General features: G+C 67.1%; 12 protein-coding genes. 5 read left to right on the top strand and 7 right to left on the bottom strand.

Going from position 1 to position 13,403, the window contains the following annotated elements; translation table 11 throughout:
• Window positions 1-8: 8 nt before the first annotated feature.
• Genes A5645_RS13985 through A5645_RS13970 form a run of 4 tightly spaced genes read right to left on the bottom strand, consistent with a single transcriptional unit; the run spans window position 9 to window position 3,865 of the window.
• The gene (locus tag A5645_RS13985) at window positions 9-683 is read right to left on the bottom strand and encodes a methyltransferase family protein (RefSeq protein WP_065129920.1); all 675 of its coding nucleotides are present in this window, start codon (window positions 681-683) and stop codon (window positions 9-11) included.
• Complete coding sequence (locus A5645_RS13980) at window positions 680-2,317, bottom strand: ABC transporter permease (RefSeq protein ID WP_172830535.1); 1,638 nt, start codon at window positions 2,315-2,317, stop codon at window positions 680-682. The genes A5645_RS13985 and A5645_RS13980 overlap by 4 nt, the downstream gene beginning before the upstream one ends.
• The gene (locus A5645_RS13975; RefSeq protein WP_065129919.1) at window positions 2,314-3,237 is read right to left on the bottom strand and encodes an ABC transporter ATP-binding protein; all 924 of its coding nucleotides are present in this window, start codon (window positions 3,235-3,237) and stop codon (window positions 2,314-2,316) included. The genes A5645_RS13980 and A5645_RS13975 overlap by 4 nt, the downstream gene beginning before the upstream one ends.
• Window positions 3,227-3,865, bottom strand: coding sequence for a TetR/AcrR family transcriptional regulator (locus A5645_RS13970; RefSeq protein WP_065037740.1), 639 nt, complete (start codon window positions 3,863-3,865; stop codon window positions 3,227-3,229). The genes A5645_RS13975 and A5645_RS13970 overlap by 11 nt, the downstream gene beginning before the upstream one ends.
• 164 nt (window positions 3,866-4,029) lie before the next feature.
• On the opposite strand from A5645_RS13970, the gene A5645_RS13965 reads away from it, so the two are divergent.
• On the top strand, window positions 4,030-6,144 hold the full coding sequence (locus tag A5645_RS13965) for a PPE family protein (protein WP_065129918.1): 2,115 nt from the start codon (window positions 4,030-4,032) through the stop codon (window positions 6,142-6,144).
• A gap of 17 nt (window positions 6,145-6,161) precedes the next feature.
• On the opposite strand, the gene A5645_RS13960 is transcribed toward A5645_RS13965, so the two are convergent.
• Window positions 6,162-6,839: an O-methyltransferase gene (locus A5645_RS13960; protein ID WP_065037742.1), complete on the bottom strand. Its 678-nt coding sequence runs from the start codon at window positions 6,837-6,839 to the stop codon at window positions 6,162-6,164.
• Between the two features lie 278 nt (window positions 6,840-7,117).
• On the opposite strand from A5645_RS13960, the gene sigE reads away from it, so the two are divergent.
• The 4 genes from sigE to tatB all read left to right on the top strand — a co-directional run bounded on the left by sigE (window position 7,118) and on the right by tatB (window position 10,544).
• Complete coding sequence (gene sigE / locus A5645_RS13955) at window positions 7,118-7,822, top strand: RNA polymerase sigma factor SigE (protein ID WP_414467446.1); 705 nt, start codon at window positions 7,118-7,120, stop codon at window positions 7,820-7,822.
• A 153-nt stretch (window positions 7,823-7,975) separates the two neighbouring features.
• Window positions 7,976-8,368 carry an anti-sigma E factor RseA gene (gene rseA / locus A5645_RS13950; RefSeq protein WP_065037776.1) on the top strand — a complete coding sequence of 131 codons (393 nt, stop codon included), beginning with the start codon at window positions 7,976-7,978 and terminating at the stop codon, window positions 8,366-8,368.
• A 150-nt stretch (window positions 8,369-8,518) separates the two neighbouring features.
• A complete protein-coding gene (gene htrA / locus A5645_RS13945) occupies window positions 8,519-10,033 on the top strand; it encodes a serine protease HtrA (RefSeq protein ID WP_065037744.1) in 1,515 nt (504 codons plus the stop codon).
• Window positions 10,034-10,139: 106 nt separating this feature from the next.
• Complete coding sequence (gene tatB / locus A5645_RS13940; protein ID WP_065129917.1) at window positions 10,140-10,544, top strand: Sec-independent protein translocase protein TatB; 405 nt, start codon at window positions 10,140-10,142, stop codon at window positions 10,542-10,544.
• Window positions 10,545-10,642: 98 nt separating this feature from the next.
• On the opposite strand, the gene A5645_RS13935 is transcribed toward tatB, so the two are convergent.
• Together A5645_RS13935 and A5645_RS13930 are read right to left on the bottom strand one after the other, a co-directional pair.
• On the bottom strand, window positions 10,643-11,788 hold the full coding sequence (locus A5645_RS13935; protein WP_065129916.1) for an Mrp/NBP35 family ATP-binding protein: 1,146 nt from the start codon (window positions 11,786-11,788) through the stop codon (window positions 10,643-10,645).
• 51 nt (window positions 11,789-11,839) lie between these two features.
• The gene (locus A5645_RS13930) at window positions 11,840-13,324 is read right to left on the bottom strand and encodes a lytic transglycosylase domain-containing protein (protein WP_065129915.1); all 1,485 of its coding nucleotides are present in this window, start codon (window positions 13,322-13,324) and stop codon (window positions 11,840-11,842) included.
• Window positions 13,325-13,403: the final 79 nt, after the last annotated feature.

The raw sequence follows: 13,403 nt of genomic DNA, 5'->3' as shown, positions 1-13,403 counted from the left end.
GGTGGTGATCACCACACGTGCGGCACCAGTCGGTAGCGCACCCGCTGGGTGTAGTCGCGGTAACCGTTCAGCCCCTCCACCAGTGCCCGCTCTTCGTCGCGGATGCGGAAAACCAGAACAAGCAGCGAGGGAACGAAGAGCACCAGCCCCCAGTAGGACCCCAGCGCCAAGGGAATCCCCAACATCAGGATCATGTTTCCGAAATACATCGGGTGGCGCAGGTGGCCGTAAAGGCCGGTCGAGACGACGTGCTGGCCGGCCTCCACCGTCACGGTCGCGGCCGCATAGTTGTTCTGGATGATCGTCAGCATGCCGATGGACAATCCCACCGCGACCATTACGTCGCCGAGCGCCGTCACTGCGGCGGGCACCGAGGACCAGCCGAACCGGTGATCGAGCGCGCTGAGAACCATCATCGCGAACAGTGCCGCGAATGCTCCGACGATGATGAATCTCTGGACGGTCCTGGTCTCAGCCTTCGGACCGGCGTGCATGCGCCGTTGCAGGGCGGCCGGGTTGGTCCGAGCCAGGTAGGCACTTGGCGCGATCGTGGCGACAGTGAATATCGCGACGAAAACCCAGCCTTGCCAATAGTTCAGCGTGCCGGCCGGATAAAACACGACCAGACCGAACAACGCCAGACCGACCAGTCCCGACGCGAGCGCTTTCAGACCGATGTTCATGACCGCATGTCCCTCCGACGGAAAGCTATGGCGCCGAACGCGATCAGTGCCGCGTCAATCCCGAGCAGCCAAACCAGTGGTGCGGCGCTGAACGCGCCCGCCCCTACCCGCGGGGTGTGGGTGAACGGCTCCAGGTCGAGCAACCATTGCGGGGAGCCCGACAGCGAACCGAGCAGGTATACCGCGACGAAGCCGACCAGCACACCCCAAGCCGCAGGAGTGAGGCGCGGTGTCAGACCGAACAGTGCGACGGTCACCGCCGCCAGCAGCCAGACCGCGGGCAGCTGCACGGCGGCGGTGCCGAGGACCGTGGGCAGTTTGCCGGCGATGTCCCCGGCCGCGGCGCCGTAGGCGAGCCCGGCGGCCAGGCCCGACAGCAGGATCGCGAACGTCGACCCGCCCAGCGCCATCACCAAGTGACTTGCCAGCAGCCGGGTGCGGGAAACCGCTCCCGCGAGCAGGGTTTCGGCCCGGTGCTCGGCTTCTTCCTGGTGCAACCGCAGGGACAGGGAGATCGCGAACGCGGCGGCGATCATGCCCAGCATGGCGAACCCGACCACGATGAATCCCTGCTCTACCGCACCCGTGCCGCCGAGACGCGCGACGATGTCCCGCGCGGACGCGCCGCCCAGTTCGTCACCGATGCCGTGCGTCACGCTGCCGATCAACAAGCCGTACAGGCCCAGGCCGACCGTCCACACCAACACCGCACCGCGGTCGAGCCGCCACGCCAGCGCAAAAACGTTGCCGAGCCAGGCGGAGGCGGTGCTACGGCCGGCGCGTTCGGCGATCAGGCCGGCCCCGACATCGCGGCCGGCGAGCAGCCAGTACGCGGCACCGGTCAGTGCCACCGTCGTCACCACGTGCAGCAGCAGCACCCACCAGTGATCACCCGCATACGGGCGAACCTGCAGCGACCACCCCAGGGGCGAAAACCAAGACAGCCCGCCAGAACTCGCGTCGCCAACGGCGCGCACGGTGAATGCGGTGCCCAGGACGGCGAACGCCACGCCGCGCGCGACCCGGGCGCTCGGGGACAACTGCGCGGCCACCGCGGCCACCGCCGTGAACACCAACCCGGACGCGGCCAGGGCCGAGCAAAAGGCAACGGAGCCGCTCACCGGGACTGAGGTGGCGAGCAAGCCGGCGGCGCCGATGAGGCCGGTCAGCAAGGATGCCCCGAAGGACAACAGCAGCGCCGCGGTGAGGCTGGCGTAGCGGCCGACCGCGGTCGAGTCGATCAATTCGGCCCGCCCGCTCTCCTCGTCGGCGCGGGTGTGCCGGATGACGGTGAGAATGACCGCGACCGCGATGAGCACGTGGAACATCCCGGCTTTCCAAATGCCCACGGCGCCAAGGCTGTCGTTGTAGATCTGGCCGTAGAGCGCGCGCTGCGCCGGGCTGGCCATGATCGAGGTGGCGAAGCCGGCCCGGTCGGCCTGGGTGGGGTAAACCTTCTCGATACTGCCGATGTAGACGCTGCCCAGCGGGAGAGACAGCAGTAACACCCACAGCGGCAATGAAATCCGGTCCCGGCGCAGATAGAGCCGCAGCAGACCGAGCGTACCGCTGAAGTTGGAACTGCGCTGCGGCCCGCGGTGTTGGGTCGGGCGATCCAGGAGGGCGGTGCTCATCGCGCCGCCACCTGCTCGCGCGACCCGTTGGTGCTGTAGTGCCGCAAGAACAGCTCCTCGAGGGAGGGGGGTTGGCTGACGAGGCTGCGCAGGCCGGCGTCCCCGAGCACCCGGATCAATTCGCCCAGGCTTTCGCTGTCGACCTGGGCGCGCACCGTATTGCCCTCGACGCTGACGTCCTCCACACCTCTGATTCGGGTGAGATCGCCTGGGTCGCCGATCATCTCGGCCTTGATCGACGTCCTGCTGAGGTGCCGCATCGATTCCAGCGACCCGCTCTCGACGGTCCGGCCGGCAGCGATGATGGTGACCCTCTCACAGAGCGCCTCGGTCTCTGCCAGGATGTGACTGGACAGCAGCACCGTCACACCGCGGTCACGCGCTTCGCTGACACACTGCTGGAAAACGTTCTCCATCAACGGGTCAAGCCCGCTGGTCGGCTCGTCGAGCAGCAGTAGGCGGGCCCGCGAGGAGAACGCCGAGATCAACGAGACCTTCTGCCGGTTGCCCTTGGAGTAGGTCCGCACCTTCTTGCGCGGATCGAATTCGAAACGCTCGATCAATTCCGCGCGCAGCTTCGGGTCGATACCGCCGCGCATCCGGGCCAGCAGGTCGATGGTCTCGCCACCGGTCAACGCTGGCCATAGCGTGACATCACCGGGCACGTAGGCGATTTCGCGGTGCAGCCGAACCGCGTCGGTCCACGGATCGCCGCCCAGCAGGCGCGCAGTACCGCCGTCGGCTTTCACCACACCCAGCAGGATGCGGATGGTGGTCGACTTGCCGGCGCCGTTGGGTCCGAGAAAGCCGTGCACCTCGCCTTCGGCCACGGTCAGGTCGAGGCCGTCAAGCGCTCGCACGGATCCGAAGTTCTTGGTGAGCCCCCGAATCTCGATGGGCGCCAGGTGGTTAGCTGACATCTTTCTCTCCTTGGTCTTCTCGAGCGAGAAACGCCTCGTACATGGTGTGATCGGTCAGCAGGCCCTCGGAATAGATCTCGAGGGCGGGCAGCACCATGTCACGCGCGTAGTCGCGCAGAACCGCGCGCACATCCGTCGGGGTTTCGTGCATCTGCAGATAGAGCAGGAAGCCGCCGCCACCGGTGATCGCCAGGTACCTGGCCCTGCCCTGGGGATCACGACTCGGCTTGAGGGTGCCGGCCGCAACACCCTCTGCCATGTAGTCTTCGGTGTTTTGAATCATCCTCTGCCACAGCATTTTTGCCAGCTCACCGCCGGATTGCATGCTGCGGACCAGATACGCCATCAGCGGTGCGTAGGACTCGATCTCCGCCATGGCGCCCAGCCAGGTGGCGGGGTCATTGGACTGAATGGTTTCGGACTTTTCGCTGCGGATGACTTCGGCGATGTATTCGTCGCAGGCCTTGCGTAAGCCGTCCTTGGAGCCGAAGTGGTGGATGACCAGTGCCGCGCTCACCCCGGCCGCCTCCGCGATGGTGCGCAGCCCGACGCCGAAGCCGTGCTCGCCGAACTGCACGATCGCCGCATCACGGATCCGGGCGGCCGCAGTCAAGTCGGCTGAACGCATGTTCAGTACACTAAACGCTTGTTCAGTCGACGTCAAGCGCTCAGCGCCGAAAATGTCCACCAAACGCAACGCACTTAGCCGGATTTGCGCTAAGCACCCGCGCCGCCGCGCTTTTCGATACGTTGTGCCGGGCCGAGGGGGCCGCACAAACATTTGGGGGGGTAATGAACTTTGCCGTGCTGCCGCCGGAGATCACCTCGGCACAGCTCTTCGCCGGTGCGGGAACGGGGCCGATGCTCGCGGCCGCTGCGGCCTGGGACGGGCTGGCGGCCGAATTGGGTTCGGCCGCGTCGTCCTTCGGGGCAGTGACATCAGGGCTGACCACGGCATCGTGGCAGGGTGCCGCGGCGTCGGCAATGATGGCAGCCGCGACGCCGTACACGCTGTGGCTGAGCGCGACCGCGGCCCACGCCGAGCTCGCGGCCGGGCAGGCCAAGGCGGTGGCTTCGGTGTTCGAAGCGGCTCGAGGGGCGATTGTGCATCCGGAGTTCGTGTCCGCCAACCGAAGTCAGCTCGTGGCGTTGGTGCGGTCGAACTTCTTCGGGTTCAATGCCCCGGCGATCGCTGCCGTCGAGGCGTTGTACGAGCAGATGTGGGCCCAGGATGTGACGGCCATGTCCAGCTACTACAGCGGCGTCGTGGCAGCGGCCGAGCAACTGGTGCCGTTCCAGCAGGTGCTGGGGCAGCTGAACCTGGGCATCGGGAACATCGGCAGCTTCAACCTCGGCGGCGGTAACACCGGCAGCTTCAACATCGGTGGTGGCAACAGCGGTGGAAGCAATCTCGGCCTGGGTAACTACGGCTCGTTCAACATCGGCGCCGGCAACGGAAACGCCGTTCTGGGGGCGGTCGGCGCACCCTATCCGGGCGCGGCGTCCTACAACTTCGGCCTGGGCAATATCGGTTCGTTCAACGTCGGCGTCGGAAACGTCGGCACCGGAAACATCGGGTTCGGCAACGGAAACCTGGCCACCGCCGTCGCCGGTATCCCAGGAGCCTTCAATATCGGCCTCAGCAACCTCGGCAGCAACAACTTCGGCATCGGCAACGTCGGCCTCGACAACATCGGCCTCGGCAACGTCGGCAACAACAACATCGGTATCGGGCTCACCGGCAACAACCAGATCGGCATCGGCGGTTTCAACGCCAACAACGTCGGCTGGAACGTCGGGCTGGGCAACAACGGCAGTTTCAACTTCGGACTGGCCAACACCGGTGACGGCAATTTCGGCTTCGCGAACACCGGCAACGGCAACGTCGGGATCGGCCTCACCGGGGACCATCAGATCGGCTTCGGCGGCTTCAATTCCGGCAGCGGCAACGTCGGGCTGTTCAACTCGGGTAGCGGCAACGTCGGACTGTTCAACTCGGGCACCGCGAACTGGGGCCTGGGCAACACCGGGAGCCAAAACCTGGGTTTGCTGAATTCGGGTGTGGCCGATACCGGTATCGGCAACAGCGGTTCCACCAATACCGGTCTGTTCAACGCGGGCAGCTTCAACACCGGGTCGTTCAACGCGGGCAGCACCAACATGGGCCTGGCGAACGCCGGCAACGGCAACCTGGGCGCCTTCAACTCCGGTGGCACCTCGCTGTTCGGCCACAACGTCGGGTTCTTCAACGCCGGCAATCACAATGTGGGTTCGTTCAACGCCGGCTTCGGCAATGTGGGGTGGTCGAACACCGGCATCAGCAACACCGGCGGCTTCAACGCCGGCGGCAACGGCAGCGATCCCGTTTTCGGACAGGGCAACATCGGCGAGGCCGGCAACACCGGGTTCTTCAACACCGGCTTCACCAACACCGGGTTGTTCAATTCGGGCAACACCAACACGGGTCTGTGGAATGCCGGCGACGTCAACACCGGCTTCGGCGGGATCGCAAGTTATAGCGGCAATTCGGGATTCGGTAACTCAGGGATCGGCAACTCCGGGTTCTTCAACCTCGGCGACTACAACTCGGGCCTGTCCAACTCGGCTAGCGGCGGGTACAGCTCGGGTTGGGGCAATGCCGGCGGGGGCGAAGACAACGTGGGCTTCTTCAACGCCAGCGACGCCGGCACCAACACCGGATTCTTCAACGGCGGAGCCGGCGGCTTGCAGGTGGGCTTCTTCAACGCCGGTAACCACGACATCGGTTTCGGAAACGTGGGCTATTACAACACCGGCTTCTTGAACTCCGGTCAGCACAGTTCGGGTGTCGGCAACACCGGACCCGGCGCCGATTCCGGCGGCTTCAACGCGGGCGCCGGCCAATCCGGCTTCTTCAACCGCGGATAACGCCCACGCCCAGCGCCTCAGTCGCGGACCGCGGCCAGCAGCCCGTCACCCAGCGGGATCAGGGCTGGCGTCAGGCGCTCGTCCTCGGCGATCAGCCGGGCAGCCTCGCGCACCGCGGCGACCTCGGCGTCGCGGGCGCCGGGGTCACCGGCGCGGCCGCCCAGCGCGGCCCGGTGTACCACGATGACCCCGCCGGAGCGCAGCAGTCGCACGCCCTGCACCACGTACTCGGGCTGGTCGATCGGGTCGGCGTCGATGAACACCAGGTCGTAGGACTCGTCGGCGAGCCGGGTCAGCACTTCCTGGGCCCGGCCGCTGATCAGCCTGGTACGCGACGGCCCGATGTGCGCCTCGGCGAACACCTGCCGGGCCTGCCGGACGAATTCGGGTTCGATGTCGATGGTGGTCAGGACGCCGTCGTCGCTCATGCCGGACAGCAGCCACAGTCCACTGACGCCCACGCCGGTGCCGACCTCCGCGACTGCCTTGCCGCCGCTGAGTTTGGCGAGCATGCTCAGCAACGCGCCAACCGCGGGTGTGACGGCGCCCGCACCACTGTCGACGGCCCGTTCGCGGGCGCCGGCCAGGATCTCGTCCTCGGAGATCGACTCTTCGGCGTGCGACACCAGTGATTCGGCCCGGCTGTGGGTCGCCTCACCGCGGGTGTTGGAACCGGATGTCGGGGTGCCGTCCATGTCCGCAGAGTATGCCGAACGGGTGTGGTCGTCCTTCAGGCGCGCCCGGTGGAGCCGAGGGCGACGCGCCCGGCCGCCGAGGCGCGACGGGTCTTATTGCACAAGCAAAATGCGCTGGATAACGCAGATAACAGTATGGTTTCTCAGCCAAAGCTCAGACTGCTCCTACCTCGCCCACACACGGGTAGGCAACGGTGAGTTCTATGGAACGCGGCGCGCTGTGGGGTGAAGACGACGGGAATGCGGAATGGCATCTCCGTGTTTCGAAGAGTGAGGAAATGCCGATCCTGGGTGTCAGGAACAAGCAGAAGGAAGTGAACACCACCACCGTGAGCACCACCACCATGTCTCACCCCCAACAGGTGCGCGACGACGACTGGGCTGAGCCGGCCGACAAGCTGCTGGGCACAGCGATTTTCGACGCGACCGGGGACAAGGCGGCTATGCCGTCCTGGGACGAATTGGTGCGCCAGCACGCCGACCGCGTCTACCGGCTGGCCTACCGGCTCTCCGGCAACCAGCACGACGCGGAGGACCTGACACAGGAGACGTTCATCCGGGTTTTCCGGTCCGTCCAGAACTACCAGCCCGGCACGTTCGAAGGCTGGCTACACCGCATCACCACCAACCTGTTCCTCGACATGGTCCGCCGCCGGGCACGTATCCGGATGGAGGCGCTGCCTGAGGACTACGATCGCGTGCCGGCCGACGAGCCGAACCCCGAGCAGATCTACCACGACTCCCGGCTGGGGCCGGACCTGCAGGCCGCGCTGGACTCGCTGCCGCCGGAATTCCGCGCCGCGGTCGTGCTGTGTGACATCGAGGGCCTGTCCTATGAGGAGATCGGTGCCACGCTGGGCGTCAAGCTCGGGACCGTCCGCAGCCGCATCCACCGCGGGCGTCAGGCTCTGCGGGATTACCTGGCCGCCCACCCCGAACACGGGCTGCGTCCCGAGGACCGCGTGTTGAGGTCGGCCAGCTAAGCGACCTGAGTGGCCGAATCATCGAATGGCCACTGCATGGTTGCCAACTGGTCCCAAATACCCGGGTTTTGAAGGCAGAACATGGTTATCAGGCACAACGTCGCGCTACATTCGAAATATCCATGGCTCGAAAAGGCGCGAAGGGAGCTGGTGATGGCCGACCGGGGGCAAGTGTTTCGGCGCGCGTTCTCCTGGCTTCCTACCCAGTTCGCGTCGCAAAGTGATGCGCCGATAGGTGCGCCGCGCCGCTTCGGGTCCACCGAGCATCTGTCCATAGAGGCCATCGCCGCTTTCGTGGACGGCGAGCTGCGGATGAACGCGCACCTGCGGGCCGCGCACCACCTGTCCCTGTGCCCCCAGTGCGCTGCCGAGGTGGAGGACCACAGCCGCGCCCGCGCGGCACTGCGCGACTCCCACCCCGTCCGGATTCCCAGTTCGCTGCTCGGGTTGCTGTCCGAGATTCCGCATCACCCGCACGAAGATGCGCCCTCGCTGTCCGACGCGTTTGCCGAGCCCGACGCACGTGAACAGCGGAAGCGCCGCTAGCTTGACTTTTGCGCCCCCGGCGGGCTGCGCGCGCGTTCATGTCGACCGTCCGGGATCCGTGGATACTAGGGTGGACGAACAACCTCGTGCCGGTGTGTCGCTGCGCACATGGCCCGGTATCGGGCTCGAAATGGATCTAGAAGAGGAACCGTGACCTCCGACGAAGGCAAGAACAGCGGCCAGGACACCGAACGGCTGGCGCCGCGGCCCATCTATCGTCCGCCGGTCGATCCCGCCTCGCGGCAAGCGTTCGGGCGTCCGGCCGGGCAGCAAGGCTCCTTCGTGGCCGAGCGGGTGCGGCCACAGAAGTTTCAGGAACAGTCCGAATTCCGGCCGCACGACAAACCTGCCGACCCGGTGCTGGAAGAGGCCTTCGGCCGCCCGTTCGGCGGCACCGAGACGCTGCAACGTCACCCCATCGACGCCAGCGCGCTGGCGGGCGAGAAGAACGGCGACCAGCACGACGAACCCGATGACCCGTGGCGCGACCCCGGAGCCGCCGCTGCGCTGGGCACCCCGGCGCTACCCCCGCAGGTCAGCCACGGGGAGCTGAAACACAGCGGCAAACTCGGTGTGCGCGACGTTCTGTTCGGCGGCAGGGTCTCTTACCTGGCCCTGGCGGTGCTGCTGCTGATCGCCCTGGTCATCGGTGTGATCGGTGGGGTGATCGGCCGCAAGACCGCGGAAGTCGTGGAAGCGTTCACCACCTCGAAGGTGACGCTGTCGACCGCGGGCAACGCCGAGGAGCCGGCCGGCCGGTTCACCCGGGTCGCGGCCGCAGTCGCCGACTCGGTGGTGACCATCGAGTCCAAGAGCGACCAGGAAGGCATGCAGGGGTCGGGCGTCGTCATCGACGGCCGCGGCTACATCGTCACCAACAATCACGTGATCTCCGAAGCCGCCAACAATCCCAGCCAGTTCAAGACCACGGTGGTGTTCAACGACGGTAAGGAAGTGCCTGCCAGCCTGGTCGGTCGCGACCCGAAGACCGACTTGGCGGTGCTCAAAGTCGACAACGTGAACAACCTGAGCGTGGCCCGGCTCGGTGACTCCGACAAGGTGCGAGTCGGCGACGAAGTGCTGGCTGCGGGCGCTCCGCTGGGCCTGCGCAGCACAGTCACGCACGGCATCATCAGCGCGCTGCACCGGCCCGTCCCGTTGTCCGGCGAAGGTTCAGACACCGACACCGTCATCGACGCCCTGCAGACCGACGCGTCGATCAACCACGGCAACTCCGGCGGTCCGCTGATCGACATGGACTCGCAGGTGATCGGCATCAACACCGCCGGCAAGTCGCTGTCCGACAGCGCCAGCGGGCTGGGCTTCGCGATCCCGGTCAACGAGATGAAGCTGGTGGCGCAGACGCTGATCAAGGACGGCAAGATCCTGCATCCCACGCTGGGCATCAGCACCCGTTCGGTGAGCAACGCGATCGCATCCGGTGCGCAGGTGGCCAACGTCAAGGCGGGTGGACCCGCTCAGAAGGGCGGAATCCTGGAGAACGACGTCATCGTCAAGATCGGCAGCCGCAACGTCGCCGACTCCGACGAGGCGGTCGTGGCAACGCGGCAGCTGACGATCGGCCAGGACGCCCCGATCGAGGTGGTCCGCGACGGTCGGCATGTGACGCTGACGGTCAAACCCGATCCCGATACGAGCCCGTGATGAGAGCAAGCGCGGCGCAGCCGGGCGCAGCGGGTCATCACCATCTGACCCTGATGAGAGCAAGCGCGGCGCAGCCGGGCGCAGCGGGTCATCACGCTGCGATCTGATGTTCGCCAACATCGGCTGGGGAGAAATGCTCGTCCTCGTGGTGGTCGGGCTGGTGGTGCTTGGGCCAGAGCGGCTGCCCGGGGCCATTCGCTGGACGGCGGGTGCGTTGCGGCAGGCGCGCGACTACCTCAGTGGCGTGTCCAATCAGCTGCGCGAGGACATGGGCCCGGAATTCGACGACCTGCGAGGCCAGCTCGGTGAACTGCAGAAATTGCGGGGGATGACACCGCGCGCGGCGTTGACCAAGCACCTGCTCGACGGCGACGACTCGATCTTCACCGGCAACTTCGACAAGCCGACCAGTAACACCCCTGCGCCGCCGACGCCGGCGCAGGAGCCGGCTGCCGAGAATGCCTCGCCGTCCGCGCCCGAGCGCACTCCGTTCGATACCGACGCCACCTGAGAGCGCGGCTGGCCGCCGAGCGTGGGGCCTATGGACTCCTCCGGCGCGTAAGACCCACGTTCGGCGACGCAGCGAACGTGAAATAGCGCTCGCGCAACCTAACGGCGTGTGGGGTCGAGACCGAGCGACATGCCCGCCAGACCACGCCGCCGCGACGACAGGCTGTCGGCGATGCGGGCCAATTCCTTGCCCACCGCCGAGTCAGGGGTGCTGAGCACCACGGGTACGCCGGCGTCGCCGGCGGCCACCAGCGCGGGATCCAGCGGAATCTGACCCAGCAGCGGCACGTCGGCGCCGACCGCACGGGACAGCCGCTCGGCTACCTGCCGACCACCGCCCTCGCCGAACACGTGGAGCGTGGTGCCGTCCGGCAGCGTGAGGCCGGACATGTTCTCCACCACACCCACGATGCGCTGCCGGGTCTGGATCGCGATGCTGCCTGCGCGTTCGGCGACCTCGGCGGCGGCCGCCTGCGGCGTCGTCACCACCAAGATTTCGGCGTTGGGAAGTAGTTGAGCCAGCGAAATCGCGACATCGCCGGTACCCGGCGGCAGGTCGAGCAGCAGCACGTCCAGGTCGCCCCAGTAGACGTCCGCCAGGAACTGCTGCAGCGCGCGGTGCAGCATCGGTCCGCGCCACACCACCGGGGAGTTGTCCTGGGTGAACTGGGCGATCGAGATGACCTTCACGTCGTGCGCGATCGGCGGCAGGATCATCGACTCGACCTGTGTGGGCCGGTCCGTGGTGCCCATCATGCGGGGGATGGAGTGGCCGTGGATGTCGGCGTCGAGCACCCCGACCGACAGCCCGCGGGCAGCCATCGCGGCGGCCAGGTTGACCGTGACGGTGGATTTGCCGACTCCGCCTTTGCCCGAGGCCACCGCGTAGACGCGGGTCAGCGAGCTGGGCTGGGCGAATGGGATGACGGGTTCGGCTGCGTCACCACGCAATTGCTTTCGCAGCTCGGTGCGCTGTTCGTCGCTCATCACGTCCAGGCTGACCCGCACCGCACCGGTGCCGGGGACATCGGCGACCGCCTGGGTGACGCGCTCACTGATCTCGGACTTCTTCGGGCAGGCCGCGGTGGTCAGGTAGATCGCGACGTGCACGCCGCCGCCAGGTTCGACGTCGATGCTCTTGACCATCCCCAGTTCGGTGATGGGGCGTCGCAATTCGGGATCGACGACTTTGCCCAGGGCGGCGCGGATGGCCGCGGTCAGGTCGTCGTGGTGGGTTTCAGACATCACCGCCGAGTGTAGGCGGCGCGGACCGGCGCCAGCTCAGGCCGGTCGGTCTCAGCTGACCGGGGCGAGCACCGGTTCGCCCGGCGCCGGTGCGCTGGGCTGCTGCGGGCCCGCCGGCTTGGGTGTCGGTGATCCGTTGGGCGGCTGCTGGCCCGCCGGAGCCGCGGGGGCCGGTGCGGCCGGGGGCGCCGGCGCTGCGGGCGATGGCACCGCGGGGGCCGGTGCGGCCGGCGGTTGACCGATCGGAGCCGGCGGTGGCGGCGCAAACGGTGGCGACGGCGCGAACGGGTCCGGGAAAGGCGGTGCCGCCGGCGGAGCGGCCGGTGCCAGGACGATGCCGCCGTTGGGTATCGGTGGCCCATTCGGTATCGGGGGTGCCATCCCCGGTGGCGCCGACTCGGGGGATTGCGAGCTCAGGCAGATCAGGGTGCATCCCGGCGTCACCACCGGCTGCGGCGGCTGCAGCTGCGCGGGCGGCAGCCACGGCCACATCGGCGATTGCTGTGGCAACTGCGGGTATTGCGAGATGATTTGCGGCTGCCCGAAGTCGATCAGCGGGATGTGCTGCAGCATCGGGTCGTTGCCGCCCAGGCCGTTGACGTTCAGCGGCAGGTTCGGGCCCAGGCCCTCCGGATGTTCGAGGTGCGCATCGCCGATCGGCGGGGGCGGCCCGGTGATCGGTGGCAGGTCGACCGGGACCACGCCGGTGGCGTAGGCCGCCGCCCAGCCCAGCACGTTCTGGGCGTACGACATCGAGTTGTTGTAGCGCAGGATCGCGGCCATCACCTGCATCGGATCCCGCAGATTCAGACCGCCGCTGCACAGGTAGCGGGCCGCGGCCAAGGTCGCGTCGAACAGGTTCTGCGGGTCGGGCACGCCGTCACCGTCACCGTCGACGGCGTACCGCGCCCAGGTGCCCGGCAGGAACTGCATCGGACCCATGGCGCGGGCGTAGGTCACCCGGTTGCCCTGGTTGCTCTGGACGATCACCTCGTTGCCGGGCAGCGTGCCGTCCAGCGCGGGACCGTAGATCGGGTTGGTCGCGGTGCCGCGCGCGTCGGTGGCGCCGCCGTTGGCGTGCATCGACTCGATGCGCCCGATCCCGGCGAGCAGGTTCCAGCTCACGCCACAGCCCGGTGCCGCGGCGTTCATCTTCTGCTCGGCGTTGCGGTATGCGGACAGCGCCATGATCGGAATGCCAAGGGTGCCAGGCGAATTGACGATCGTCGGCGGCGGCGGGGCGGAGGAGGTGGCCGCCGCGACGTGGAAACTGGTGGGTACCCGCTGGACGGAGATGACGGTCGGCCGGGACAGGTCGACCTTGGGGGCCGGGCCGACGGCTGCCACCGGGGTGATGGCCGTGCGCAGCGGCTGGTTCTTGCCGTGAAAGGTGGGAGCCGTAGCGCCGACCGCACTCGCCAGGATCAACGGGGAAATCACCGCAAGCCCGAAAACCGGCTTCAGCGTCACGCCGAGTGCCTGCTGCCGCACCTTCGCGACAACCGGGTTAGCACCCCAGCGTCCCCCTATTCGCACCTGACCGTCCTCAATTCAAGTGAGCCGCCGGGAAACTGACCTCTTGTTAGCTTCGTGAACTAGATCACCATACATAACT

Origin of the sequence: Mycobacterium asiaticum (genome assembly GCF_001673635.1) — a bacterium.
Classification (GTDB): domain Bacteria; phylum Actinomycetota; class Actinomycetes; order Mycobacteriales; family Mycobacteriaceae; genus Mycobacterium; species Mycobacterium asiaticum_C.
Note: the sequence above shows the minus strand (reverse complement) of the source record. Positions and strands in the feature narration are given on the sequence as shown.